Genomic DNA, 26,910 nt, shown 5'->3' with positions numbered 1-26,910 from the left:
TTGTCTATTATCTCGACTATCGAGATAAATGACGATGGAGTTCTCAATGCCTGCATCATCGATCGATCAGTTCGCGGCAACCGATAGCGGTGCGGCCTTCTACGCTGCATACGATTCGGTACTGTCCACCTGGCCGGACGACACGACTACTATTGAGATCGAATCCGATTACGGCACAACTCATGTCAATGTATGCGGCCCTGAATCAGGCCCTCCGGTCGTTCTTTTACCAGGAGGTGGAGCAACATCGACCGTGTGGTTTGACAATGTGACTGCGCTCAGCGCGCATAACAGAGTCTATGCAGTGGATCTGATGGGAGATGTTGGACGCAGCACCGCCCACGGCAAACCGATGAAAGCTGTCGATGACCTGCTTGATTGGCTGAAGAGCGTCATAGACGGACTTGACCTCGACTCCCCCAGCATCATCGGCCACTCGTACGGAGCCATGATCGCCTTGGCCTACGCGCTACACAATCCCGACAGAGTGAGTCGGCTCATATTGATCGACCCCAATTCCTGCTTTGCCGGCATGAGGATGCAATACCTGGTGCATGCACTACCAATTCTTTTGCGCCCGAACGAAAAAAGGGAACGGACGTTCATCGAATGGGAAACCGGTGGTGCATCGCTGGATGAGGACTGGATGTCACTCCTCACTCTTGGGGCAGCACACTTTCCAAAATCGAAGACGATTGTGCCGAAGCGCCCCGGCAGGAAGAAGTTGGCGGGGTTTTCCGTCGACACCACGGTCATCCTGGCGGGACGAAGCAAAGTTCATGACAGCAGCCGAGTTGCGGCTTTGATACGTGCATCGCTCCCCCACGCGAAGACTCTGATTCTCGCTTCGGCGACACACCACGCACTTCCGATGGTGCCGGCACAAGAGCTGAACGCCGCACTGTGCTCCGCACTGGGGCGCTAGTCAGTCAGTGCTTGTGCTCTTTCACCGTGGAACAAGACAGAATATTCGCAGATCGCGGTCCGTACGATCTCGATATCTCGCATAGGCCTCACCGATTGCAACGAACCTTTCGAAGGTGCACTCTTTCTCCGCGCCTAACAGAGGTGTCGCTTCCACCGGTACATCCACACCGCCAATGGTGACGGTGGCCTGGTTGTTGACCAGCAGGTTGTTCGACCAGGCCGGGTGATGGTCCTGACCGAAGTTGCTTCCCACGACAAACAGTTGACCGTTTTCGCGGACGTATGTCAGCGGAGTTGTGTGAGGTTGCCCGGTCTTTCGGCCGACTGTCGTCAACAGCAGAAGTGGCAATCCGAGCGGCCCGAGGATCGTGTACCGACTCTTACTGCGTTGCAAAATCCACCGATCCAACGGTGTTGCAGTACGAATGAGCCACGATCCGACCTTGCTCGACGCGAAGACAGTGACGGGTTTACGCAATCTGGGCCTGTCGTGGCTCCACCTGACGTCAGGAAACGAATCTGCCGGGTGGCTCGGATTGTCGCGATTCTTGTCCACAATCGTTCCTCGGTTCGGAATAATTCGCGCCGCTAGACGCGCTCTCCCCCGGATCCAGCTTCCTCAATTCCATCGCAGCCGATGTTTACGCACAAGGGTTCGTCAAATATGCGAAATCGTGACAAGTCGAACCCTGTTGTCTGTGCTTTGTGCCCGATTTCTTTGTGGTGTGGTGAGGTGCGCGCTCATTTTTATTGCGTTGTTAGGTAATTTGCTGACTACGTACATTCGGAAAATTACGTGGTTCCGTCACCGTCCGATTTTAGGCAATCGGAATAGAGAGATCAACGACAAGACGCCAATTTTTTAGCGAGCTGTCCTGTTCGATCAGCCAACCGCGATCGAAAACCGCACTATCACATGGGTTTTCTCGGAAATTGGGCCGACTGCCACTCCCCCCTGAGCGCTGCACGACACTACCTCAATCACTCCCCCAGGCTTGCCGGCGCCCGGTCCACGAGTTCCTCCCCTTCCCCGTGAACCGGCCCGACTACCCTTCAGTTGGCCGGCATCTCCCAGGGCGTGTCAGGCAGTACGTGCCCGGTCTCGAGCAGCGACTTGAGGTTGGACAGAATTGCCGGCCAGCCCCGGGAAATACTGCTGTGCGCTTCCTCGTCAGCAAGGTTTTCGTGCACTACGGTGAGGCGAACAATCGAGCCGTACGGTTCGATTGTGTACGTCACCCGGGAGGTAGTGTCCTCGCTGGGATTGTCAGGAGACGCCCATGATGTAACCAGCCGGCTCGGCGCTTCACTTTCGATGACAGTGCCCACGACATCAGCGATACCGGAACCATCGGCGCGGCGGTGCTCCCACGAGGATCCGACATTCCAGTCGGAGACGTTCTGGTGCCCCCAATACACCGCCGTGAGGTCAGCGTCGGTGAGTGCTCGCCACACCGCTTCCGGTGTGCTCTCGATGTAGGTGACGTATTTGTAGGTGGGCTTGACGGTCATTTCTGCCTCCGCATGTCGTTTGATTGCACTCAGCGCCTGAAGTCGCGAGTGTTCGAAAGTGTCAATCCATCGTTCGCGAATCTCCTCGAGTGGAACAGGATTGAGATAATGACGCTTCTCTCGACCATGGCGCACGTAGCTCACCAGATTTGCCGCCTCGAGCACGGCCAGGTGTTGGGTTGCAGACTGACGTGTCATCGTCACGCGCTCACATAACTCCCCCAGCGTCTGACCATTGTCTTCGCGCAGGCAGTCGAGAAGGAACCTGCGCGTTGGATCAGCCAGTGCTTTGAAAACCAGGTCGGTAGATGACGCCATGGACACATGATATGCAGGCAAATGACTGCATGTCTAGCGTTGCACAACAAACCAATCAGTTCGAATTTTCGAATTTCGGCAAACAACAAGGCCAAATCGAGGCCGACCGTCGAAGGCTTGAGCACTAGCGTGGAGGTAGCAACCGAAGCTTCTGTTCAGCGCCGCAGCGCTGCTGCCGAAATCGGAAGACCCGCTGCCACAAGACGGTCGCACACATCCGCTGGCGTCCCCGGAGGATTTCGCCATCTTGCTGCAGTCGCACTGACCGCCTGATGAACCCGCACCCCGTCGAGGTTGAACAAATCCATCACGAACTCGTCCGGATGCTTGGCCTCGACGCCGAATTGGGCGAGTTCGGATTCCGGAAAGTCCCGCAGATTCGCGGTGACAATGACCTGGGCTCCCGCTCGGATCGCTGCGGCAAACACATGCCGATCATTGACATCAGGCAGCGTCAGGGCGGGGATGAGTTTTTCGTAACCAGTGATCAGACAGCCCGGAACCGCGACATTCATCAACTCACGCAACTTGTCCAGTTTCGCGATCGGGATGTCCGGACGGTTCTGCGCGAGCCGTATCTACACATCTCGTAGAACATTGGGGTACAACACGTTTGCGTCGTACAACACGGTGAAGGTCACGTCAGTACAGCCCGAACTCTTCGGTGTGAGCTGCCAACTCGTCGGCGGCACTGCGCGCGGCGCCAAGCTGAGACCGCCGATAGGCAATCAGCGACGATGCGAGGATCCGGCGATGACGCCCGACCAACCGATACTCGATCTGTCGTTCGTCGAGCAGCTTGATCACATGTGGGCGAGAGACATTGAGCATCTCGGCGGCCTGCTGCGTGGTCAACTCGGCATGCGCCGGGACGACCGTGACACCCTGCCCGGCAGCCATATTCGCCAACACATCCCGGATCAACTCGAATGCTGCACGTGGCAAATGTAGCGACTCCGCAGTGCCCGCAACCTTGACATCGAGCGTCTCCCCCACGTCGGGTTCGACACCGCGCAGCACCTGCAACGCCTGACGCGCCTGTTCCTGCTCGATGACACCGGAACCATCGACACCTCGAGGCGCCGGTGGTCGACTGATCTTCCATATCCTCGGCTGACGTCGAGAGGGGCTCTTCTTAAGGGTGACCGGCCCCATTCGTGAGTCGGGACTGGCTCACCACCCTGAACTCCCAGGTGATCCGAAGTTGCTGGGCGTTAAGGAGAAATTACCCGCAGCCAGAACGAAACCCAGAACGAAGTCCAACGAGGTGCCCACAAAGGAGTCGCCAAAGGAGTCGTTGACCGCTTGAGGGGCCGAGGCGCGCGCACCGATCGGCGGGATCATCATCCCTATCGGGAGGGTGCCCGCAGGTAGGTTGAGGACGGCGTTGATGTCGTAGATGGTGTTGTCGGCAGTGTTGGTCACCGAAAACGAGACGCTGCCGAAGTCGGTGACCGGACTATCTGCTGACGCGGTACCAACTGCACTGCCGAGGGTGATCGCGACAGCAAGTGCGCCGGCTCCAAGCACCGAGGTGGTCCGGGACCAACGAGCGGGCGTTTCGATACCATTCACGGATGTACTCCTTTTCGTGGTGACAGCTTCCGTGCACGCGAGGCGGAGCAGCCACGAGATTGCAACCATTACCGAGGAAGATAACGGACATTCACCTCATAGCGGGGTAGTTCAACACGAAGTGTTCCGCCACTGAATGCGAAGCTGCTGCACGCATCAGGTGGCGATGGGAGCGCCGTGGCGGCTACGACAGGTACGGCACCAGCGGCAGGTTGAAGAACCAGTTGGCCAGACCGACGAAGATCGACTCGAGCCACGGCCGGACCTGCGGACCCATCCACCAGTACGGGTCCGGTCCACCCGGCGAGGCGGCAGCGAACCCACCGCCGAGGAACAGTGCCAGGACAACCGTGGCGACGACAGTCAGAACCCGCGCTCGTGTCATACCGGGGGTATCGCGCGGCAGTCCTCTGTCCGTTACCGGCGCACCCACCGGTAACTCTAAGGCGGTCGGTTTCGAGTCCTTCTGAACGCAGATCTGTCTAGCGGAGCTGCTGTACATGATCAACGAGAAAGCTGAGAAAGTAGAGAACTTCCCTAAGCATGCGCGGAGGTGCGCTGCGCGTCACCGAGTGCGGTCCGCGCGCGGCGGGTGAAATACGTCAGTCGGGCGCGTGCCAGCGAAATTCCGCGCAGCTCCTGTCCTGCCCTGATCGAGAGTCGATCACGATCGAGGAACAGCGGAACCATGACCAGATCCCGGTAGAGCGAGTGCATGCGCGGGTGATCCGCCAACCACAGCGTCCATCGCCACCACAGACGTGCCGACGCAGTTACGCCGACAACGCTTGTGCCGAAGACTGATTCCACGGCTGCCAACTGCACGTTCACGGCCCGGCGAACGTCGTGCGCCATCCGGCGGTTCGCCAATGCGTGGCCGATCGACGGATCATGAGCAAGTAGATATCCGACGTCGAAAATACTGTTCAGCGCTAGATCAGCGCGTACCAATGCCCGGTCGGCAAGGCGGGCATGGGAGATAACGTGCAGGGCCACATCGTCAAGCGCGAGTTTCGGGCCGGCCGACGACACGATGTTCTGCACCGCACGCTCTCGGGTGAGCGCGTGTCGTGCAAAGCGCGGCAGAAGGTGTGAGTGGATTTCGACGGAACCATGTCGATCGTCTCGAAGCAGCGCTGGTTCCTGATGGTCGTCGTGATCGATGGAATCCGCGGACACCTCGTCGGAGCGAACCATGCGGTATCCGTGGTCGATGATCGCGTCGTTGGCGGGGACCGCGTGAGCAAGGTCCACGACAAGCAGATCTATGTCGGTCATCCGCCGCGCCGCGGGATTGGGCCAGATGTTGCGTTCGAGTAACGCCGCGCCTTTGAGTGCAACAGTGGGAAACCCCTTGTCGCGCAGCATCTCCTGAAGTTCAGCCCGCTGAGATTCCAGATCGGCGATTCGCAGCGTATTGCGATGATGCACCAGGCTCAGTGTCAATTGTGGGCTGGATACGTCGGCGGTCGATGTTGCCAGCATCGTTGCAAAACTCGGAGACAGAATCGAGGCGAACTCAGCGTCGACAGCGGCCGCGGCGAGTAGCGGTAGCGCCTTGTGCCGCGCGGCAACGTCGATAAGACGCGGCCAGTCGTCATCACTACATGAGCGGATGACCTCAGCGCCGTCCTCGGCGTCGAGCATCGCGATCAGATACTGCGTGTCACGCACGACGCCACCAATTCCTCGACGGCCGCGATCCCGGAATCCAGGTGCTGGCGGGTCAAACTGAAGCACGCCGTATTCGACAACAGCGCTGCGATGTTTCGGAGCGTCAGCCGGTGATTGTCTGACCACAGTGCGGATTGTTCGGCCAGCGATTTCAAAGCTACGGCGGTGGGCATTGGCTCAACACGCGTCGTGTCGCTCCACCCTTCGAGGATCAACAGCACATCGATCCCCCGCAACCCGGCCACAACGTCAGGTGGCGTGGGCAATGATGTCGGGTCAAGTGCCCACACCGGGGGTTTATACGGCAGATGCAGCAGCTCGCGGCTGCTGATCTCCGGCAATACATCGAACGTGCCCGCCTTTACGTGGACGCGGCGCGGTAGACCGACAGCTTCTTCTCCTCGGATGAAGACGCCCTCGTCCGCGTGAAGCTGTGCGCCCCGCAGGGCGAGCGCCAACGAAAGCGTGGTCTTACCTGCCCCCGAGTGCCCGGCAATCGCCACCCGCACGCCGCCACAATCCACCAGAGCAGCGTGCAACCGCGTCCACTGGTCGATGCGAGCCGCGGTCATGACATCGCGGTGCACGGTGCGATAGATACTCTCGGCGGCCTGCAGACCGTCGAGTCCGACCAGGTTTTCACGGGTCGCATCGATTGTGGAGCGGATGGTCGCATCCCATCGCCCTGGCACCGATTCGCTGGGCACAACGTGCGCGTCTACCCGGTGGTTCGCCGACCACGGGCTGGCAATCTTGTGTTCGACGACGCGAACTTCGGGAACCGCGGTGCCCGTGACGTGTGCGTCGACCCATAGGTACTGCGAACGGATGTTCTCCGCATCGCCAGCTGTCACCTAGGACCTCACACCAACAACCGTGACGTGTTCAGCTGTCCGTAAGTTTCAACGACCACGGATTGCGCTTCAGCAGTGGGGATTTCGAGGACTTCGGCGACAGCGTCGACTATGTCGCCGACAGTCCGCCCGTCGCACAGTTCCCAGACCAAGGTCGCAACGGGATTGAGGTGATGTGCTACCTCGCTGGAGCTGTCGTAGAGAACAACTCCGTCGGCGAGATCATTGCTTTCCACGCTGTGTGCGCGCTGCGGCCGGGTGTCTACGAGCAATTCGGTCAAGGGAGCCTCCCGTGGATGTGTTGTGCAATCAGAGTGTGAAGCGTCGTGAGTATTCGGATTCGAGTGCGCCTGAACGGAGCAAGGTCCGGTTGGTGGCGATACCTGGCGACAACGACAGGCAGGTCAGCATGCCTGACGCGCCGGCATCCACTACAAACTCAGCGAGGGAACGATATCGACCAGCCCACTGCGCAAACTCGGCGGATTGCGATTCAGGATCGGGAATGGCGACAAGTAGCGTCTCGTACGCACGAGAATTCACAAGTACCGCATGCACCCCACGGTTTTCCGCGCTGACTCGAATCAACGAAGAATCACCAAAAAGGGTTCCGTCGTGTGACTTCGGATCATGGCCGAGATGCACCACGTCCCACTCGAGATTGTCGAGTTCAGTGCGTGCTGAGTCGAGTATCAACGACGACACATCGAGCAGATCGAGATTGTCGGCCGCGACGAGAACCGAACCCCATTCTTTCTCTGCTGCCCGTGTGATGGCACGACGCCAGGAGACCGCAAATCCGATTGCCGGGTTCGCGCGGTCCTCGTACGCCGAAATTCTCTCTACCCCAGCGATGTTCGCGAGTCGATTGAACTTCCGCCACGAGTGCGACCAGCTTTCGCGGTCCGTATCGAGATTTACCAGGGCCACTCCCATGGTGGCCACCGAATCATCGCCGGAGGTTGCCCGGCTGCGTGCCAGATCCTGTTTCAGCCTTACAGTGCTCGCCCCCTCAGAGACGAGCCAAACCGGCAGGGAGAACTCACCCTCACCCATCGTGACGCCGTCGGACAGTCGGTCACGCAAACGCTCGTAGGCACTACTGCGCACGATCAACACCGCTCCGGACACGTCGTTTTCGGCCCCGTGAATGACTGCACAATTGACGTCTTCGGCGAGATCGATCATGACGTTTCGAAGTTTGTACGGCAGCGCACCGTCGATGACGTTGTGTTCCGACAGGAAGACCACGGACTTCCAGCCCAACAGAATCGCCTTGTCGATTCCTGCGACAAACGCACCCGCCGGTCGCCACGGATCCTCGGTGTCTTCCGCGGGCACCACTCGGTGCACTGCCACATCGACCGACTCGGCCTCGGCTAGGCACGACCGCCATGGCGCGACGCGGCGATCGTCACTCAGGACGAGCAGACCACCGAAGATCAGCTCGGGCTTCTGCACGCTCCGCTCGGCGCGCTCACGAATGCTCGGGTACGAGTTACCCAGATGTTTGGAGAACTGACGGTGTACCGACTCGACATCCCAACCGATCTCCTGCCAACCGAGTAGGTAATTGTGAATCCGATCGTCCCAGTTGATGCGATACGGCACCCCGGCCGGGCGTTCGAATCGGTGCAACCAGCCGAATGACGGCAAGCACACCACTTTCCCGCCGTTGATCCGGAATTTTTCGTGAATATAGCCCTCTTCACCACCGAACCCGGTGAAGTGCGAGTTCAGTCCGGGCCACGCCTCACGTCGACACGCAAACGACCCCAAACCTTGCATGGGGATCTCGAATGGAACGTCAGGGTTTTCCTTCGCCCGCGGATCGACACCCCAGGCGCCGAACATCCCTCGCCGCCAGACCGGCTCCATGTGTGTGGCCGCGATGTGTGACGAGTCCTGCGACAGCATCGGGCCCTGGATCAGATCATCTGTTTCCGGATGCGCGTCGAAGTAGTCCAGCAGCGACTCCAATGACCCAGGAGACAGGATCACGTGGGAATCGAGCACTAAGACGTACTTTCCAGTTGCCTTGCGGAATAGCACATCCCGAACGGCAGTCGAACGTACCTCGGTGAACGGTATATACCGGAACCGGTCCACGTACTTCGCGAAGGATTCGAGCATCGGTGCCGGCAACCCCTCGGGGAAATTGTCCAACAACACGAACTCGACTCGATCGAGGACTTCACGATGGTGAGTCAATATCGAGTGGATAGTGAAATACGCGCCATCGAAATCGTCATACGTCGCAATTGCAATCGTCAGATCCACTGGATTCCCGTGAGGCGGTGTCTCCTTCACCTTCACGGTGCCCGCGCTCTGAAGTTTTTTCAGAGCGCGGTGCAGCGCGGCATCGAACTCACTCATCGTGTGGGTAGCCCCTCGTAATCGACAAGGATCAGGTCGGCTCGGTGGGATTTGTGGGTACTGTCGGGATTGTAGGTTCGGTCGGGTCAGTCGGAGCTGTTGGCTCGGTGGGGTTGGTGGGTCCCGCCGGGATGGTGGGTTCCGTCGGCACCGTGGTGGTTGTTGTGCCGCCCGAACCCGAGGAACTCCCCGACGATCCCGAGCTACCCGAACTGGATCCCGATGAGCCGGAAGATCCGGAACTACCTGACGAACCTGATGACCCCGAAGAACCAGAGCTACCCGAAGATCCCGAAGACCCGGAACTGCCGGGCTGACCGGATCCGCTGTCGCCCTGACCCGGCTGGCTGCCTTGACCGCCTTGGCCGTTCTGTCCTTGCTGACCACGATTCGGCAGACCCGACAAGTTCGGTGTGTCTCCCGATGCAAATGCCGGTGCGGCACCACCCAGGCTGATGGACGTCACTACCGGAACTGTGACCGCAGAAGCTGCAAGCACAGTTTTCACAAATTTCCGTCGATCTACCGGAACAGTCTGAAAAGCATCGCCACCCACGGGTGTCCTCCCGAATCCATTCATTCACGCTCAATCGACCTGTTTGCGACAAAGCTAGCATCCATCTAGCGAACAAACCGACCCAAAACGCTGATTTTGGTCGAATTCAGCAATCTTTTCTAATCCCTCTGCGGGTTTCGTTCGATTACCGAACCAATCCTCATTTCTCCCTATGTCGTAATTGTCCGATTCTGTAAATGGGGATTCCCTGGACGCCGATTGGACGTTCGGGCAGATTCTCATGATCGCGAATCACCCTTGTAGATACTCTGTTTCAGGCAGGATGCCGTTCCAACGGTGGACCAAGAGGGGCGTCACCTCGGCCGAACAGTCGAAGCGCTTACCGCGTCGCGACAAGAATCATGCGTTCGGTACACCGGACCGCCACGGCATATCTGTGAGGACTGCATACTTTCGGCAACGCCGACGGCAAACCATCAGCGATAACTGACCGACCAATACGATAGCTGGCCCGTCGCGATCCGCGCTTCCAATCGGACCGTAGGCGGAACCCGTAATTCACAGTGCGCTCCGGCGCGCCACGACGGGGTTATGCCGACGAATCCACGGCACATCAGTACCGTGATGTGAGCGAGCCAACTTTTGGCATTAAAAGGAGAGGGTCAACACATGGACTTGGCAGCAATTGGTGTGGGCGTCGGGTACGCGTCTGTCGCATTGTCGATCTTGGTTTTCGTAGGCGGTTGTATCGCCCTGTTCATCCTGTCGATTCGGCAGTAAACCGGCGCTCTCGCGCTCGGCGCGATCATCCAGCCGTTCCTACTTGTCCGATGCGGCAAGTAGGACGCTGGGGACACTTCACTTGATCGATTCCGGAAGAGTCGGACATCTTGCGGACTCGCAGAGAACCTCAGCGTAGGTGGGACTACCGTAGAACCGTCGTCTACAACTCGAGGAGCACGGAATGAGCATCCAGTCGGTTGAATCGCACCGCCACCGCGTCGTGGTGATCGGTTCCGGCTTCGGTGGATTGTTCGGCACACAGGCTCTCAAAAAAGCCGATGCCGAAATCACGATGATTGCGCGCACCACCCATCATCTTTTCCAACCCCTTCTCTACCAGGTAGCCACGGGAATTCTGTCCGTCGGCGATATCGCGCCGGCAACCCGATTAGTACTCCGCAAGCAGAAAAATGCGCAGGTACTGCTCGGTGAGGTCGAGACGATCGACTTGGAGAAGAAGACCGTAACTTCACGGCTGTTGGAACGGGTTACCGTGACGCCGTTCGACAGTTTGATCGTCGCTGCGGGCGCCGGACAGTCGTACTTCGGAAACGATCACTTTGCCGAATTCGCGCCAGGTATGAAAACAATCGATGACGCGCTCGAGTTGCGCGGTCGCATTCTCGGCGCGTTCGAGCAGGCAGAACTGTCGGACGATCCCGCCGAGCGCGCACGCCTGCTCACGTTTGTTGTTGTCGGCGCAGGCCCGACGGGTGTTGAGCTCGCGGGTCAGATCGCGGAATTGTCGCGTCGCACCCTCGATGGCGCATTCCGGAAGATCGATCCCCGTGAGGCTCGGGTAGTTCTCCTTGACGGTGCGCCCGCTGTGCTTCCGGTCTACGGCGGCAAGCTGAGCCGCAAGGCCGCAGAAACGCTCGAGGGCCTCGGAGTCGAGATTCAGTTGGATGCCATGGTCACTGACGTCGACAACGACGGACTGATCATCAAGGAGAAGGACGGCACACTGCGCCGCATCGAGTCGCAGTGCAAAGTGTGGTCGGCCGGTGTTCAGGCGAGCCCTCTCGGCAAGCAGCTGGCAGAGCAGAGCGGCGGCGAGACAGACCGCGCCGGTCGGGTCATGGTCAACCCGGATCTGTCGCTGCCGGGTCATCCCAACGTGTTTGTTGTCGGCGACATGATGTCGCTGGACAAATTGCCGGGCTTGGCGCAGGTTGCGATGCAGGGCGGCAAGTACGCTGCCAAGCAGATCAAAGCCGAGATCGACGGACATGCACCCACTACTCGCGTTCCGTTCAAGTACTTCGACAAGGGAAGTATGGCCACCATTTCGCGATTCAGCGCGGTGGCAAAGGTGGGCAAGCTCGAAATCAGCGGTTTCATCGGCTGGGTGGCGTGGTTGGCCATCCACCTGTTGTATCTGGTCGGTTTCCGCTCACGTGTGTCCACGATCCTGTCGTGGACGGTGACGTTCTTCGGCCGTGGCCGTGCTCAGATGGCGTCGACCGAGCAGCAGGTGTTCGCGCGAAATGCCATGGGCGAGTTGGAGAAACACAACAAATCCAAGGCGGCGGTCGAGAGCGGAAAAGGCAAACCTGAACAGGCTGCCGGCTGAGCCTCTCGATTGACACGGAAAACGGCGGTGGAATCTGATTCCACCGCCGTTTGTTGTTCTCAGGCCTCGCCGTCGTCAGTTGCCGATCGCTGAGGTGTCCGTGATGTTCGCAAGGCGTACCTGCCCCTTGGACACCAGTCGACCTTGCTCATCGGTGATGCGCACCTCCCACAACTGGGATGTACGACCGCGATGAATCGGGTTGGCCTCCGCGGTCAGCGTCCCTTCGCGTGTCGCGCGCAGGAAATCGGTGTTGTTGTTGACGCCGACAACGTGTCCGCGCTCCCCCAGCCACACCGTGCCGCCGATGCTGGCCAGTGATTCCACTACGGAGCAGTACACGCCGCCGTGCTGGATACCGGCCGGCTGGTGAAGCGTCGGCTTGACCGTCCACTGAGCGCGAACTCGATCTGGTGTCACGTCGGTGTATTCCAGCCCGATGGTGGCGTCGAAACCGGTTCCCAGCAAGCTCTTCATGTCTGCGATGTCAGCTGTGTCGGACATGCCTTCTCCATCTGTGTTTCCCGTGGCGCCGGTGCGGCGGCCGCTGACTACTTGCCTACACCAGCCGTAACTCGAGCGACGATTCAGGTCCGTAAAGACGAACAGGCGGGTTCCGCATCGTGACGATGCGGAACCCGCCATGGGAAGGACCGGGAGTCTCTGCAGCCCTCAGGACTCCGGCGCGGTCCGGCAGTTTCTTGAACTCGGCGGGTTGTTCTCCCCGCTTTGCATTGCTCAATCATAGGCAAGGTTTACCTAATTAAGCAAGCGTTTCGTCAAATTGATTCCAACGGGGGCGCGCTGCGATCTTCCGACGAGACCGCACCGGCACTCCGGCGCCGACAAATGCGTCGAGCAGTCCCTGACCTCGGCGCTGCGCTGCCGTTTCGCCGCCACCCGCGAGAATCGGGACGTACGCAGTTGCTCCCAGGATGGCTTCGCCGACCAAACCCCAGAATCGATAGGGATCTATCGGCGCGCAACGAGACACAGCGGCGAGCACTGCATGCAGGGCTCCAAGGCACCTGTGCGCGGTCCAGACGAAAAGCGCTTCCTCACAGGGCATGCCGACAACGCCATCCCGGCCGTACTCGGTACCGCCCGGCGCCACGCGCAGCGTTTCGTCAACCACGCCTGCCCAGTCGATACCACTGTCGCTGTCCATATGTATCCAGAGGTTCTCGAGACCGGGATCCCACGCCGAGCCCTCCGCCACAATGGAAGCGGTTACCCTGCCGACAACGGCGTGGATCAAGGACGTCGCAACCTGGATTGCCGCGGCCTCCGGATTGTCGAGATCCTGGAGAGATCGCAAATACAGCTGTTCGACTCGTTCACTGTGCAGACCGGTGCTCAGTTTCCACCATCGGCGTTTGCCCTCACCAGCCATGGCAGCAACTGCATACACGCGCGGGTAATCGGGGTTGAGCCCCCGTAAGCGTGTGCAGGTGCGGCTGAATGCGTCAGTCCGGAAATCCAAGTCACGAATCTGCACATGCTCGGTGGTGAGGGTCATGGTCACCATGCACTCCAATCGGCCGTAGGGGTCTTACACACTCAACATAGGTTAGCCTCACCATAATTCAAGAGTAAAGATCTGTGAGCCTCGGCACGCATATTCGGTCCGGAAACCAACCCGCGCGAGGTTCCCGGGGATAGGGTTCCGTAACCTAAGATCTGAAATCCCTGCGAGCCAAGACCAGGAGTTCGATCCACCAGTGACCATGACCGACACGCCCGGGAGCGAACATCCGCGCGGGCCCAGCGAGAACTACGGACGACGTGTCGTACCCCGAGGACCGGCGCCCGTCCGATTGCGCATCCTTGCCGGACTGTTCGACGTCGCAATCATCGCGCTCCCTCTCGTGATCGGCTGGTACATAGTCCAGTCCTTGCAGGACGACAACGGCGGCGGTGAAGCTGATCGCGCAGTGTTCGGCGGGACAGCAATCGCCATCGCTATCGGGCTTCTCATCTGGAACTTCGGATTCCGTGAGGGCACGAATGGACGAACGTCCGGAAAAGGTTGGGTCGGCCTGATCACCCGGGATGCACAGACCAAGCAGCCCATTGGCGTCAGACGCGCACTCTTGCGCCCGATCAACCGATCCGGAATCGACGTTGTCCGCGAAAGCACCGCTCGCGACGAGGGGTTCGCCGAACTCGAGCGCGACAACTCGGTATCAGCCACCCGCAGGCGTCGTCTCATCGGTCTTGCAGTTCTGACCGTCCTTCTGGTGTTGGTCATGCTTGCCAGCATCGCGGTCGGAGCGCGTCCGCTCACTTTTGCCGAGATCTTCCATGCAATCTTCAACTCCGACGGGTCGCAGACCGACATCATCGTGCGAACTCTGCGCGCGCCGCGAACAATCCTGGGCTTGGTTGTCGGCATCGCGCTGGGAATCGTCGGTGCACTCATTCAGGGGCACACCCGAAATCCCCTTGCCGACGCCGGCCTCCTCGGCCTCAATGCCGGCGCTGCGTTCTTGGTTGTCATGTCGATCTACCTGTTCGGGTTCACCGCACCGAGTCAGTACATGTGGTTTGCATTCGCTGGTTCGTTCATCGCGAGTGTTGTCGTATTCGGCTTGTCATCCATCGGCAACGGAGGTTCCAGTCCGCTCAGCCTGGCTCTCGCCGGGGCCGCTGTCGCGTTCTTCCTCCAGGCCATGACCAATGCGGTGATCATCCTCGACCAGGCAAGCCTCGACGCGTACCGATTCTGGGTGGTCGGCTCGGTGTCCGGACGCGGATTCGACGTGTTGTGGCAGGTGCTTCCCTTCCTGGTCGTCGGTCTCGTCATTGCTCTCGCGAGCACGCCAGGACTCAACGTCCTCAGTCTCGGCGACGACGTAGCCAAAGCGCTCGGAACCAACATCGTCTTCAGTCGCACTCTCGGCATTGTCGCGATCACCTTGCTGACCGGCGCCGCCACCGCTGCCTGCGGACCTATCGCCTTCATCGGCCTCGTCGTGCCACACGTTGCCCGGGCCATCACCGGCCCTGATTACCGCTGGCTCGTCCCGTACGCGGGTCTGCTCGGCGCGATCATGTTGATCACCGCCGACATCATCGGACGCGTTGTCGTCCGTCCGGGTGAACTTCAGGTCGGAATCATTCTGGCGATCTTCGGTGCGCCGTTCTTCATCGCTCTCGTACGGCGCAGGAAGTTGGCAAGTCTGTGACCATCACACAAGGCAAGGTTCTCCGGGGTGAACCTGGTGCGCTCCCCCGAACTGTTCCCTCCCGCAAAGCGATTCGTGTCGGTTCGTTTTCGATGGTGTATCGCCCGCTGGCGGTGTCGGTGTGCGTTGCACTGACTGCCGCACTGTTCGTGCTGATCTGCCTGAGCGTCGGACGCGGCGACTACCCGATCTCCATCCCCGACGTGATTTCAGTTCTGTTCGGTGGCGGCACAAAAACCCAGAACCTCATCGTCTTCGATCTCCGCTTGCCCCGGTCGCTGACAGCTCTGTTCATCGGTATGGCACTCGGCATCGCGGGCGCGATCACGCAGACCATCGCCCGCAATTCACTCGCGAGTCCGGACATCCTGGGTATCACCGCCGGTTCCAGCGCGGCCGCTGTCGCACTGATCGTTCTCGGTGGTGGCGGATCGTTTGTGGGTCTGCTTGCGACACTCGGCATTCCGCTGGCAGCGCTGGCGGGCGGGCTACTGACCGCCGTGGTCATCTACACGCTGGCGTGGCGCAAAGGCGTCGAAGGATTCCGTCTGATCCTGATCGGCATCGGCGTTAACGCGATGTTAGTGGCAACTACCGGGTGGCTCCTGATTTCAGCCGATATCAACGATGCGTCCCGGGCGCAGGTATGGCTGAACGGCTCGCTGAACGGAGCGACCTGGAACCAGATGTGGCCGGTTGCCGTCGCGGTGGTAGTTGTCGGTGGATACGCCGTGATCGCGTCGTTCACCATGGGCGCACTGCGATTGGGCGAGGACAACGCGACGTCACTGGGCGTGCGCCTTCAGTCGTCACAGGCCAAGCTCCTGCTCTCGTCCGTCGCATTGGCTGCGATCGCCACCGCCGCTGCCGGGCCTGTCGGCTTTGTCGCCCTGGCTGCTCCGCAGGTAGCGATGCGCTTGGTGCGATCTGCCGGCCCCCCGATCGTCGCGTCCGCGCTCACCGGCGCTGTGCTTGTTGTCGGCAGTGACGTGATCGCCCGCACGGTTCTTCCCGTCGAATTGCCGGTCGGCATCGTGACATCAGCGCTCGGCGGACCGTTCCTGCTCTACCTCTTGGTTCGTAACAATCGGAAGGTCACAGCATGACCACGTTGTCCCAGTCCGTCGACGCCCCCGCACGTCTCGTCGCAAAGGATCTCACCCTGGGTTACGGGGATCGCATCATCGTCGACGGTCTTGATCTCGAAATCCCGACCGGCGTGATCACGACGGTCATCGGACCGAACGGCTGCGGTAAGTCGACGCTCTTGCGCGCTCTGGGACGACTACTCAAGCCCAAGAGTGGGTCGGTTGTGTTGGACGGCAAGGCAATCAGCTCGATGAAGACCAAGGACGTCGCACGAGTCCTTGGCATGTTGCCGCAAACTCCAGTCGCTCCCGAAGGGTTGACCGTCGCCGATCTGGTTGCGCGTGGCCGCCATCCCCACCAGTCGTGGATCCGTCAATGGTCGGCAGACGACGAAGGCGAAGTAGCTCAGGCGCTCGAGTTGACCGGGGTATCAGATCTTGCAGATCGTCCGGTCGATCAGCTGTCCGGTGGTCAGCGGCAGCGGGCGTGGATCTCGATGGCGCTGGCACAGGGCACAGATATCCTTCTGCTCGACGAGCCAACGACCTACCTGGATCTTGCGCACTCCATGGAGGTTCTCGACCTCGTTGATCAATTGCACGAGGAGATGGGCCGCACTGTGGTCATGATCCTGCACGATCTCAATCTTGCGGTGCGCTACAGCGACCATTTGATCGTGATGCGGGACGGCGCCATCGTCGCCTCGGGAGTTCCGAAAGACATCATCTCTGCGGAACTGCTCCTCGAGGTGTTCGGTCTCGAAGCCGCTGTCATCGACGACCCGGTCTCGGATCGCCCGCTGATCGTGCCCATCGGAACTCGACATGTTTTCGGTACCGTCGGCGGGCCGGCCGCACAGACTTCCTGACGGCATTCGCTCATCGACCGATAATCGTCCGCACCAACTTCACTCCCTGACCGAGCGACACGGTAGGCAGGTACGCCCGCCCTACTGCGTTGCCGATACTCGGCAGCGCGGCAGGATCGGCGAACACCATGTGCATGGGCACATATCGCGGCTGGAACTTCGATTTGAAGGCCAGCAGCGAGCGGAAACCGTACACGGGTTCGAGGGTGCGCCCCAAGAATTCGAGCACGTTGTCCATCACGCCGGACAATGTCATCGCTTCCAGCTCAACCGAATCCGAGCCGTCATCCGTCGCGACCTTCGCCAGCGGGGCGCCCGAGAGACTCAGGAATTCGACTCCTTCGGATTCCAAACTCAGGGCAGCCGACGCGATCAGGAACTCCATGGTCGGCCTGAAACCCTCGGAACGGCGCCGCATGAAGTCGAGAGTCCAGCCCACGATTCGGCCGTCCCGGTACACGGGCAGCCATGATGTGACACCGTGGACCGTGCGTTCCTCGTCGATCGCGATCAGGCATCGCACGTTGTCGTCGTCGATTTCATTGAGTCCGCCGAGCGTGAAGCCCATTTCCGGCATTCCCTTGTCTGCGACCCATTCCTCGGAAATCGCGACAATCTGATCCTTGACGGCGATCGCGGCGTGCGGATAGTTGATCCATTCGGCCGTGATGCCGGACTTCTTCGCCCGGTTCAACGCCGTTCGAATGTCCTGGAATCGTTTACCGGTGAACGCGATCTCGCCCAGATCGAGAATCGTTTCCTCGGCAACCTGCAGGCCGCTCCACCCCATCGAATCCGTAATCGCTCGAACGTCGTCGGTGACCGAGTAGAAGCACGGGATCCAGCCATTTTCCGTGGCGAATTCTGCAAACTCGCCGATGGTGTCTCGCAGGTAACCGGGTGGCCCCACCGGGTCGCCGGTAGTAAGAGCCACCCCGGAAATAACGCGGTAGGCAACGTAACTCGAGCCGTCCGACGAAAACCAGAAGGTATTTCCCGTCCACGTCGTCATCCACGACAGCGGGCTTCCGGTTCCGGCGATCAGCATCGCTCGGGCGCGCGCGGCGTCCCGCGGATCAAGTGCGTCGACGGGTTTGCGGAACGTCACGAACACGAGAATCGATGCGGCCACCCAGAACACCACTCCTGTCCATTCGAACAACAGAGTCGCTTCGATGTCGACAGGCAGAAGCCGCGGATCAACCAGTTGCAGATAGACAGGCGGCACCAACCGTTGCGGAAAATCAGCCAGAAGTAACGCGACGCTCGGTTCGCGGTCGAACCCGTGGCGCGCAACCATCCCGCCGCCCACATACACCACGATCAGACCGGCGAGTAGCGCTAAGAGTGACACTGCCAGTTTCCGATAGGTTCCGGCCGGAGCAGACACGTCGAAATATCGCCGCGTGAGGATCAACATGATCAGGACGAACAGTGGGGTAAGGAACGGCACCAACGTCCGATACACGTTGGGGTCACCGATGCCGTAGAACAAGCTCTCGCTGTCGGCGGCGTCGACGAACCGGATGACGAAGTTCCCGATCGAGAGAATCAAAAGGATCACCTGCGCGCACACCGTGGCGATCCAGGCGAAGCGCCGGCCGCGCCGCAAACCGTCGCTGAGCACGAGCACGAAGATCGAGGGCATGAGCGAGAGCAGCGTCGGCCCGATCCCGGACAAGCGCAGTTCCAACAATCCGCGTCGGCAATCCGGGTCGGTCGACGACTCGGCACACAGGTCGCGGACCTCGGCCACTGTCCAGGGAACACCGCGGAACAGATCGCGGAGAACAGCCAAGGGTCCCACTGCCTCCGGGGAGAGTGCCGCGATCATCGGCCCGATCGCACTCGCCGCGACAACTATGGCCACCAGCACGCGGCCTTCCCGCTGAGTCCCGACGATCCGGTCACCGCGCGCTGACCTACCGACGATCCACGCACCGATCACCAATCCGACGACACCTGCAAAGAGGCGGATGACGTCCTGGAGTTGTCCACTGAACAACGCGAGCGTGATGGTGAGAGCGAGAACGCCCACGCGGATGCGTCGACGCCACAGCGTTCCCATGTTCGCGGTGGCGACCATCAGAGCCCCCACGACCCAGGCGCTTGCGCCCACCGCGGCTCCCGAGTGGAGGCGAAACCCCCAGCTGGCGTCGACAACCTTGGCCAGCGACGCCCACCCCAGCCCAAGGATCACGCCCAGTATCTGCGTTGTGACCGCCGCGATCGCGAGTTTCACCGTGCCCATGCGTCGTTCGAGGGGTGCGGCGACAACGAGCAACAGCACGGTCGCGCCGATGTACCGCAGAAGGTTCCCCTCCCACAGCGCAGATGTCAGTGGTGTCCATAGTCGCCCGTGTTGCAGCGAACCCATTCCGACGGCAATCTGGTGAGCCAGCGATCTCGACGGCCCATGCACAAGGCTTCCCGTCGCCGCACCCAGAACCCACGTGATGACCACGATCGACGTCGTCATCGGGGCATCCCGAATTCCGAAACGAACAAGCTCCCGGGCTTTACCCCCGTACGCCGACAGTCGAGTCGAGAGAGGCGTGGACTCCGAGGAACTGTCGATCTTCATCTGCGCGCGACTACTTTCTACTGATCGACTCTGCTCTGACGTGGCCACGGTCTCCATCCACGTTATCTGTCCTACAGCTCACTATGTCCAATACCACACTCATTGATCCGCCCTTACTACTACCAGTAGTACGTATTTCGTCGTGGAAGTCCGTAGAATCGAAGAATGGCAGGTCTAGGTGAACTCGAACGCGCGGTTATGGATCATTTGTGGTCTACAACCGAACCCCAAACTGTGCGACAGGTACATGAAGCACTCGCAACACATCGCGAACTGGCGTACACGACGGTCATGACCGTCCTGCAACGACTCGCGAAGAAGCACCTGGTGATTCAGCAACGTGACGATCGTGCACATCGCTACCTCCCGGTGAACAAGCGTGAAGAGTTGGTCGCGAGCCTGATGGTCGACGCTCTGGCTCAAGCGCCGGAGTCGGACGGTCGAGCCGCAGCCCTGGTTCACTTCGTCGGCCAGGTCAATGCCGACGAGGCTGACGCTTTGCGCGAAGCACTTGCCGCTCTCGAGGTGCGCGAATCCGCGAAAAAAGATGTGCGGCCGTAGATTTTCTAGGCCTAACTGATTTCTTCGTGCATGATGACTAGGTCATGAACGCCACCACTGCACTGGTTTTCGGAATCCTCGCGTTGTTGCTAGCGGGTCCGGTACCAGCACTCCTGAGCCGCTCCACGTGGCCGTACCGGGCGCCGCGTGCGGCTCTCGTCCTGTGGCAGGCCATCGCGCTTGCCGCGGTGTTGTCAGCTTTCAGCTCGGGCTTGGCCATTGCCAGTCAGCTCCTGGTTCCAGGACCGGACGGACGACCGACTACTGCGCCGACCGCTGAGATCGACGCTCTTGGTTTGCCACTGTGGATTCTGTACGTCGTGGTATTTGCGCTCACCTTGCTCATCGGCGCGAAACTGATTTTTTCGATCCTGCAAGTGGGTGTACGAACTCGGCGACGACGGGCACGCCACCGCATCCTCGTGGATCTACTCGACGACTGCGCCATGCCCGCCGCGGTGGAGCGCACCCCGGACCTGCGCGTTCTCGATGTCGAAGAACCCATCGCGTACTGCCTGCCCGGAATACGTCAGCGGGTGGTCCTGAGCCAAGGAACGTTGCAAAACCTCGATCATGCCGAGGTCAAGGCAATTCTCACGCACGAGCGTTCACACCTGCGCGCGCGTCACGATCTGGTTCTCGAAGCATTCACCGCGGTCAACCATGCGTTCCCCCGGTTCGTTCGTAGCAAATCCGCCCTCGGATCCGTCCAATTGCTGGTCGAATTGCTGGCCGATGATTCCGCGGTTCGCGTCACGGGCCCGACTCCCCTAGCCCGGGCACTGGTCGCGTGTGCAGGTTCGACCGCACCGCGTGGCGCCATGGCAGCCGGCGGTCCGTCGACGTTGATCCGCGTCCAGCGACTCTCGACAGACGCTGCCGATCCCCGTGTTGCGGTATGTGCCTACCTTGCCGCCATCACGATTCTGGTTGTCCCCACGGTCGCCGTCGCAGTGCCGTGGCTCACCGAACTTCGCTTACTTCTCAACGCGTACTAAGGTCTTGACCAGCAGAACGCGCTGTAGTAGTACAGGTCACACGCGGGGTTACCTGACTTCCCGGCAGCGAGTGGCGTACAGTAGAGCCCGGCCACCATCGTGGTTCATCAACATTTAACGGCACACAGCCCAATTCCCCGCAGTATGCGTTCGGATTGCCAGGTGACATGTGCCCTGGCTCGTCCCTTTGCGAACTGTGTCGTGTGTTCAAGCATGACTTCTTCCGCTCCGCGACGTGCCCGTAGTCCGGAGAGGTTTCCGCGTGACCAACGCTGTCCAAATGTCGTCTTCTGAGAACATCGCAGAAGATGTCGTAGTAACACCCGCCGCTGAAGACAAAGCCGCCACCGAGGCCGTCTCAGCTGAGCCCACCATCACTTTTGCCGAAATCGGCCTGCCCGAGCAGCTTGTTGCCGCCCTGGCCCGCAACTCCATCACCAGCCCGTCGCCCATCCAGGCTCAGTCCATCCCGGACGCGCTTGCCGGCACCAACGTTCTGGGCCGCGCACAGACCGGATCGGGCAAGACCCTGGCCTTCGGTCTGCCGATGCTGACCCGCCTGTCACGCCACGAAGATCGTCCGGCCGCGAAGCGTCCTCGCGCACTCGTGCTGGTCCCGACCCGTGAACTTGCATTCCAGGTGGTCGACTCCCTGAACTCCTACGCCGGCGCTCTCGGACTCACGGTCCGTCCCGCCGTCGGTGGTACTCCGTTCGCCAAGCAGGTCGATCAGCTCCGCCGCGGCGTCGACGTCCTCGTCGCTACGCCGGGTCGTCTGGGCGATCACCTGCGCCAGGGCACCTGCATCCTCGACTCGGTGGAAATCACCGCACTCGACGAAGCCGATCAGATGGCGGACATGGGCTTCCTGCCTGAGGTTCGCTCGATCCTCGGCGAGACCCCGGCCGACGGACAACGTCTGCTGTTCTCCGCAACCCTCGACCGTGAGGTCCAGTCGCTGGTTCGTCAGTTCCTGGCCAACCACGTCACCCACTCCACCGAAGACGGCCGCGCGAGCGTCGACACGATGGAGCACTACGTACTCCTCGTCGATCGCGGGCAGAAGGACGCGGTTCTCGCTGAAATCGGCGCCCGCGACGGACGCACCATCATGTTCGCCCGCACCAAGCTCGGTTGCGAAGGCATCACCGATCGCCTCCGCGCAGTCGGAATCGCCGCAGAGTCCCTGCACGGCGGCAAAGCACAGAACCAGCGCACCCGCGTCCTCGAGCGTTTCAAGAACGGCCGCACTCCCGTCCTTGTTGCCACCGACGTCGCAGCCCGCGGCATCCACGTCGACGGCATCGACCTCGTCGTTCATGTCGACCCCCCGGCCGATCACAAGGACTACCTTCACCGCGCAGGCCGTACGGCTCGCGCCGGTGAGAAGGGAACTGTCGTTGCGATCGTTCTGCCGAACCAGAAGCGTCAGTTCAAGCGCCTGACCGGAATGGCGGGCGTCAACGCCGCAGCTGTTCCCGTCACCCCGGGTTCCGCCGAGCTCGCTCGCATCACCGGAGCCAAGAAGCCCACCGGAGAACCGTTGCGCGAGAGCTCTTCTCGTGGCGAGCGCTCCTTCGGCGACCGTGGTGGTTCACGCGGTTACCAGGGCAACCGTGAAGGTGGTGGCTACCAGGGCAACCGCTCTTCCGGTGGTTACCAGGGAAATCGCTCGTCGGGTGGATACCAGGGCAACCGCGACAGCAGCGACCGCGGCGGATACCAGGGCAACCGCTCCTCGGGCGGCTACCAGGGCGATCGTTCCTCGGGTGGATACCAGGGCAACCGTGACGGCGAAAGCCGCGGCGGATACCAGGGCAACCGCTCCTCCGGTGGTTACCAGGGTGATCGTTCCTCGGGTGGCTACCAGGGCAACCGCGACAGCAGCGACCGCGGCGGATACCAGGGCAACCGCTCCTCGGGCGGCTACCAGGGCAACCGCGACAGCCGCCCGTCCTACGGAGACCGCGACAGCCGCCCCTCCACCGGATACCAGGGCAACCGTTCCTCGGGTGGATACCAGGGCAACCGTGACGGCGAAAGCCGCGGCGGATACCAGGGCAACCGCGACAGCCGCCCGTCCTACGGAGACCGCGACAGCCGCCCCTCCACCGGATACCAGGGCAACCGCTCGACGGGTGGATACCAAGGCAACCGCGACAGCAGCGACCGCGCAGGCTCGACCAGTGGCGGCGGATTCCGCAGCCGCACCGACCGTCGTAGCTACGACGGCTTCGACGGACCGAAGCGCGATCAGCGGTAATACGCTCGCTGAGCTGCGGCTCACCAACTGAATATTGATCACACTCCGGCCACGCCGGAAGCTGTATCGAGACGGATGCAGGTCACTGCAATAAAGTGATCTGCATCCGTGTTTTGTATGCACGGTCTGATGTTCACGCGCGTCGCGGCCGCACAGTTTTTCGGCTGCGCCAGGCGCAGGATTTCACAGCCGCGGACCGAGAGGGAAAGCTGTAAGCATGTCAACCACTAGCACCGAATCACCCCGGGCACAGATCGGCGTCACCGGACTGGCCGTCATGGGTTCGAATATTGCCCGCAATTTCGCCCGCCACGGTCACACCGTTGCCTTGCACAACCGCAGCATCGCGAAGACCGATGCGTTGATCGCCGACCATGGTTCCGAGGGCGACTTCGTGCGCACCGAGACTGTCGAGGAATTTGTTGCCGCGCTGCAGAAGCCGCGTCGCGTGCTGATCATGGTCAAGGCCGGCGCGCCGACCGACGCTGTGATCGAAGAGCTCGCCAATGCGATGGAGCCGGGCGACATCATCATCGACGGCGGCAACTCGCTGTACACGGACACGATTCGCCGTGAGGCCGCTATCCGTGCGCGTGGACTCCACTTCGTCGGCGCTGGTATCTCCGGTGGCGAAGAAGGCGCACTCAACGGTCCGTCGATCATGCCCGGCGGCCCGAAGGAGTCCTACGAGGCTCTCGGCCCGCTTCTCGAGTCGATCTCCGCTCACGTCGACGGCACCCCGTGCTGCACACACATCGGTCCGGACGGCAGCGGCCACTTCGTCAAGATGGTGCACAACGGCATCGAGTACGCCGACATGCAGCTCATCGGCGAGGCGTACAACCTCTTCCGTGACGCTCTGGGTTACGACGCCGGCCAGGTCGCCGACGTCTTCACCGAGTGGAACAAGGGCACGCTCGAGTCGTACCTGATCGAGATCACAGCCGAGGTTCTGCGTCAGGTCGACGCCGAGACGGGTAAGCCGCTGGTCGACGTCATCGTCGACGCTGCCGAGCAGAAGGGCACTGGCCGCTGGACGGTCAAGTCCGCCCTGGATCTCGGTGTACCGGTTACCGGTATCGCCGAGGCCGTGTTCGCTCGCGCGCTCTCCGGTAGCCGCACGCAGCGCGCCGCAGCTCAGGCTCAGGGCTTGGCTTCGGGTTCGCTCGGTGACAAGCCTGCTGATGCCGAGCAGTTCGCCGCGGACATCCAGGCAGCGCTGTACGCCTCGAAGATCGTGGCATATGCGCAGGGCTTCGACCAGATCGCGGCCGGCAGCGCCGAGTACAACTGGGACGTCAAGCCTGCGGATCTGGCAACGATCTGGCGCGGTGGTTGCATCATCCGCGCGCAGTTCCTCAACCGCATCAAGGACGCGTTCGACGCTGATCCTTCGCTGCCGAGCTTGATTCTCGCTCCGTACTTCCGTGAAGCCATCGAAGCAGGAATCGACAGCTGGCGTCGTGTTGTCGCCACCGCGACGATGCTCGGCATCCCGGTGCCGGCTTTCGCGTCGTCGCTGTCGTACTACGACGGACTGCGCGCGGAGCGTCTCCCGGCTGCGTTGACTCAGGGTCAGCGTGACTTCTTCGGCGCTCACACCTACGAGCGCATCGACAAGCCCGGCAAGTTCCACACGTTGTGGAGCGGTGACCGTAGCGAAATCGAGGCCTGATTCACACCCGGTATCGGTAGACGCGGTCACCTGCGTCTACCGATACCCGGTAGCCTGGACAAATGCCGAAATCGACGATCGACTCGCCCACATCAACCGAAGGGCGCTCGTTCATCGACCTCGGAATCCCCGCTGTGATGGTGCACGCACTGCGCCGACACGGGATTGATGCTCCGTTCCCCATCCAGGCTGCCACGATTCCCGATGTGCTGGCAGGCCGCGACGTTCTGGGGCGTGGCGCGACAGGTTCCGGCAAGACTTTGGCTTTCGGGCTTCCGATGCTGGTGCGCCTCAAAGGCGGCGCAAGTAAACGGAATCGCCCCCGCGGATTGGTGCTCGCTCCCACCCGCGAACTGGCAATTCAGATTCACAAAGCGCTCGACGACGCGGCCACCGAGGTCGGCTTGCGAGTAGCGAGCGCGGTGGGCGGCGTCCCGATCAAGCGTCAGGCCGACATTCTGGCTCGCGGGGTCGATCTGCTGATCGCCACGCCTGGCCGGTTGCTCGATCTACTCGAGCAGAATTCGGTGATCCTCGACGACGTTGTGATCACCACGATCGACGAAGCGGACCACATGGCAGACATGGGCTTCATCGACGAGGTTGCCAAGATTCTCGACACGACTCCGAAAGATGGTCAACGCCTTCTCTTTTCGGCAACGTTGGACGGCAAGGTCGACGATTTGGTCGCAGGCTACCTGCGCAACCCGGCATCGCACGCCACCGCTCCCCCGGTTGCGACGGTCTCCACCATGGAACATCACTTGCTGTTCGTGGACCAGGTGGACAAGAGATCCGTTGTCGCACATATCGCTTCGCGTGCGGGAAGAACCATCATGTTCGTCAAGACGAAGCACGGCGTGGATCGTCTTGCGCAGCAACTGCATTTGATCGGCGTGTCCGCCGGAGCCCTGCACGGCGGAAAGACGCAGAACAACCGGACCAAGACCCTCGCGTCGTTCTCCGACGGCACGACGCCGGTCCTGGTGGCTACCGACGTTGCCGCCCGCGGCATCCATGTCGACGACGTGACGCTGGTTGTCCATGTCGATCCGCCCGCCGAGGCCAAGGATTACCTGCACCGCGCCGGTCGTACGGCCCGCGCAGGTGAATCGGGTGTTGTCGTGACGATCGTGACCGACGAGGAACGCGCGGGGGTCGAGAAGCTGACCAAGGCGGCCGGCGTGAAGGTTCACAGCGTTCGGGTCCGTCCAGACGATCTGGAACTCACCCGCATAACCGGAGCCATGGAACCGACGGGAATCCCCGTCGCAGCGCCCGATACGACCGTCGAGGTCACACACACGGCCAAGCGTGGGCGCCAGGAACACGACACCGCTGGCCGCACAGCTGCCGGCGGCCGGATGAAGAAGGACGGTGACAAGCGCGCTGTTGCGTCGCGCCGGGTCACCGATCCCAAGACGGTGAAGAAGATTCGCGCCGACGGCACTCCCGTCCCCACACGTTCGGAGCGCCTCGCGTCCAAGGGGCTCACGCCGCGCCGCGGAACAGGTACACCGAATTCGGGTCGCCCGTCTGCCGGAAAAGCCGGAGGCAAACGCGCACACTGAGATC

Annotated in this window: 24 protein-coding genes; 11 read left to right on the top strand and 13 right to left on the bottom strand. The window is 61.1% G+C overall.

Going from position 1 to position 26,910, the window contains the following annotated elements:
- Positions 1-46: 46 nt before the first annotated feature.
- The gene (locus RG2_RS14075; RefSeq protein WP_033232227.1) at positions 47-925 is read left to right on the top strand and encodes an alpha/beta fold hydrolase; all 879 of its coding nucleotides are present in this window, start codon (positions 47-49) and stop codon (positions 923-925) included.
- 21 nt (positions 926-946) lie between these two features.
- Here RG2_RS14075 and RG2_RS14070 read toward each other — a convergent pair whose 3' ends face one another.
- From RG2_RS14070 to RG2_RS14025, 10 genes are all read right to left on the bottom strand, one after another.
- Positions 947-1,483, bottom strand: coding sequence for a nitroreductase/quinone reductase family protein (locus tag RG2_RS14070; RefSeq protein WP_033232039.1), 537 nt, complete (start codon positions 1,481-1,483; stop codon positions 947-949).
- Between the two features lie 497 nt (positions 1,484-1,980).
- Positions 1,981-2,739 carry an ArsR/SmtB family transcription factor gene (locus tag RG2_RS14065; protein ID WP_207787533.1) on the bottom strand — a complete coding sequence of 253 codons (759 nt, stop codon included), beginning with the start codon at positions 2,737-2,739 and terminating at the stop codon, positions 1,981-1,983.
- A gap of 173 nt (positions 2,740-2,912) precedes the next feature.
- The gene (locus RG2_RS14060; RefSeq protein WP_230590029.1) at positions 2,913-3,272 is read right to left on the bottom strand and encodes a VapC50 family PIN domain-containing toxin; all 360 of its coding nucleotides are present in this window, start codon (positions 3,270-3,272) and stop codon (positions 2,913-2,915) included.
- A gap of 127 nt (positions 3,273-3,399) precedes the next feature.
- Positions 3,400-3,912, bottom strand: a complete 513-nt coding sequence (locus RG2_RS14055; protein ID WP_080711633.1) for a helix-turn-helix domain-containing protein — start codon at positions 3,910-3,912, stop codon at positions 3,400-3,402.
- Positions 3,913-3,930: 18 nt separating this feature from the next.
- Complete coding sequence (locus RG2_RS14050) at positions 3,931-4,332, bottom strand: hypothetical protein (protein WP_051730352.1); 402 nt, start codon at positions 4,330-4,332, stop codon at positions 3,931-3,933.
- A 184-nt stretch (positions 4,333-4,516) separates the two neighbouring features.
- Positions 4,517-4,717, bottom strand: a complete 201-nt coding sequence (locus RG2_RS14045; protein WP_033232041.1) for a hypothetical protein — start codon at positions 4,715-4,717, stop codon at positions 4,517-4,519.
- 152 nt (positions 4,718-4,869) lie between these two features.
- Positions 4,870-6,006, bottom strand: a complete 1,137-nt coding sequence (locus RG2_RS14040) for a nucleotidyltransferase family protein (protein ID WP_033232042.1) — start codon at positions 6,004-6,006, stop codon at positions 4,870-4,872.
- A complete protein-coding gene (locus tag RG2_RS14035) occupies positions 5,985-6,860 on the bottom strand; it encodes a phosphoenolpyruvate carboxykinase (ATP) (RefSeq protein ID WP_230590030.1) in 876 nt (291 codons plus the stop codon). Before RG2_RS14035 ends, RG2_RS14040 begins: the two co-directional genes overlap by 22 nt.
- Positions 6,861-6,868: 8 nt before the next feature.
- Entirely contained in the window at positions 6,869-7,141 is a 273-nt protein-coding gene (locus RG2_RS14030; RefSeq protein ID WP_033232043.1) for a PqqD family protein, read from the bottom strand.
- Between the two features lie 28 nt (positions 7,142-7,169).
- On the bottom strand, positions 7,170-9,236 hold the full coding sequence (locus RG2_RS14025; RefSeq protein ID WP_033232044.1) for a glycosyltransferase family 2 protein: 2,067 nt from the start codon (positions 9,234-9,236) through the stop codon (positions 7,170-7,172).
- A 107-nt stretch (positions 9,237-9,343) separates the two neighbouring features.
- Here RG2_RS14025 and RG2_RS14020 point away from each other — a divergent pair, with 107 nt between their 5' ends.
- Both RG2_RS14020 and RG2_RS14015 read left to right on the top strand, forming a co-directional pair.
- Positions 9,344-9,553 carry a hypothetical protein gene (locus RG2_RS14020; protein ID WP_218020267.1) on the top strand — a complete coding sequence of 70 codons (210 nt, stop codon included), beginning with the start codon at positions 9,344-9,346 and terminating at the stop codon, positions 9,551-9,553.
- A 1,164-nt stretch (positions 9,554-10,717) separates the two neighbouring features.
- The gene (locus tag RG2_RS14015; protein WP_033232046.1) at positions 10,718-12,109 is read left to right on the top strand and encodes an NAD(P)/FAD-dependent oxidoreductase; all 1,392 of its coding nucleotides are present in this window, start codon (positions 10,718-10,720) and stop codon (positions 12,107-12,109) included.
- 75 nt (positions 12,110-12,184) lie between these two features.
- Here RG2_RS14015 and RG2_RS14010 read toward each other — a convergent pair whose 3' ends face one another.
- Positions 12,185-12,613: a PaaI family thioesterase gene (locus RG2_RS14010; RefSeq protein WP_033232047.1), complete on the bottom strand. Its 429-nt coding sequence runs from the start codon at positions 12,611-12,613 to the stop codon at positions 12,185-12,187.
- Positions 12,614-12,872: 259 nt separating this feature from the next.
- Positions 12,873-13,628 (bottom strand): hypothetical protein, encoded by a 756-nt coding sequence (locus tag RG2_RS14005; protein WP_242484429.1) that lies wholly within the window; start codon positions 13,626-13,628, stop codon positions 12,873-12,875.
- A gap of 208 nt (positions 13,629-13,836) precedes the next feature.
- On the opposite strand from RG2_RS14005, the gene RG2_RS14000 reads away from it, so the two are divergent.
- The 3 genes from RG2_RS14000 (at position 13,837) to RG2_RS13990 (ending at position 17,254) form a co-directional block, all read left to right on the top strand.
- Positions 13,837-15,297 carry an iron chelate uptake ABC transporter family permease subunit gene (locus RG2_RS14000; RefSeq protein WP_072782575.1) on the top strand — a complete coding sequence of 487 codons (1,461 nt, stop codon included), beginning with the start codon at positions 13,837-13,839 and terminating at the stop codon, positions 15,295-15,297.
- A gap of 92 nt (positions 15,298-15,389) precedes the next feature.
- The gene (locus RG2_RS13995) at positions 15,390-16,403 is read left to right on the top strand and encodes a FecCD family ABC transporter permease (RefSeq protein ID WP_202025710.1); all 1,014 of its coding nucleotides are present in this window, start codon (positions 15,390-15,392) and stop codon (positions 16,401-16,403) included.
- The gene (locus RG2_RS13990) at positions 16,400-17,254 is read left to right on the top strand and encodes an ABC transporter ATP-binding protein (RefSeq protein WP_033232048.1); all 855 of its coding nucleotides are present in this window, start codon (positions 16,400-16,402) and stop codon (positions 17,252-17,254) included. The genes RG2_RS13995 and RG2_RS13990 overlap by 4 nt, the downstream gene beginning before the upstream one ends.
- 10 nt (positions 17,255-17,264) lie before the next feature.
- On the opposite strand, the gene RG2_RS13985 is transcribed toward RG2_RS13990, so the two are convergent.
- Positions 17,265-19,838 carry a rhomboid family intramembrane serine protease gene (locus RG2_RS13985; protein WP_033232049.1) on the bottom strand — a complete coding sequence of 858 codons (2,574 nt, stop codon included), beginning with the start codon at positions 19,836-19,838 and terminating at the stop codon, positions 17,265-17,267.
- A 165-nt stretch (positions 19,839-20,003) separates the two neighbouring features.
- Between RG2_RS13985 and RG2_RS13980 the strand changes: the two genes are divergently transcribed.
- The 5 genes from RG2_RS13980 (at position 20,004) to RG2_RS13960 (ending at position 26,906) form a co-directional block, all read left to right on the top strand.
- Positions 20,004-20,399, top strand: coding sequence for a BlaI/MecI/CopY family transcriptional regulator (locus RG2_RS13980; RefSeq protein WP_033232050.1), 396 nt, complete (start codon positions 20,004-20,006; stop codon positions 20,397-20,399).
- Positions 20,400-20,443: 44 nt separating this feature from the next.
- Entirely contained in the window at positions 20,444-21,397 is a 954-nt protein-coding gene (locus RG2_RS13975) for a M56 family metallopeptidase (RefSeq protein WP_033232051.1), read from the top strand.
- A gap of 280 nt (positions 21,398-21,677) precedes the next feature.
- A complete protein-coding gene (locus tag RG2_RS13970; RefSeq protein ID WP_230590031.1) occupies positions 21,678-23,660 on the top strand; it encodes a DEAD/DEAH box helicase in 1,983 nt (660 codons plus the stop codon).
- Positions 23,661-23,877: 217 nt separating this feature from the next.
- On the top strand, positions 23,878-25,335 hold the full coding sequence (gene gnd, locus RG2_RS13965; protein WP_033232053.1) for an NADP-dependent phosphogluconate dehydrogenase: 1,458 nt from the start codon (positions 23,878-23,880) through the stop codon (positions 25,333-25,335).
- Positions 25,336-25,397: 62 nt separating this feature from the next.
- Positions 25,398-26,906: a DEAD/DEAH box helicase gene (locus RG2_RS13960; protein WP_033232054.1), complete on the top strand. Its 1,509-nt coding sequence runs from the start codon at positions 25,398-25,400 to the stop codon at positions 26,904-26,906.
- The last annotated feature ends 4 nt before the right edge of the window (positions 26,907-26,910 follow it).

The sequence above is a fragment of the Rhodococcus globerulus NBRC 14531 genome, from assembly GCF_001894805.1.
Lineage (GTDB): Bacteria > Actinomycetota > Actinomycetes > Mycobacteriales > Mycobacteriaceae > Rhodococcus_F > Rhodococcus_F globerula.
This window is presented reverse-complemented; position numbering and strand designations above follow the sequence as displayed.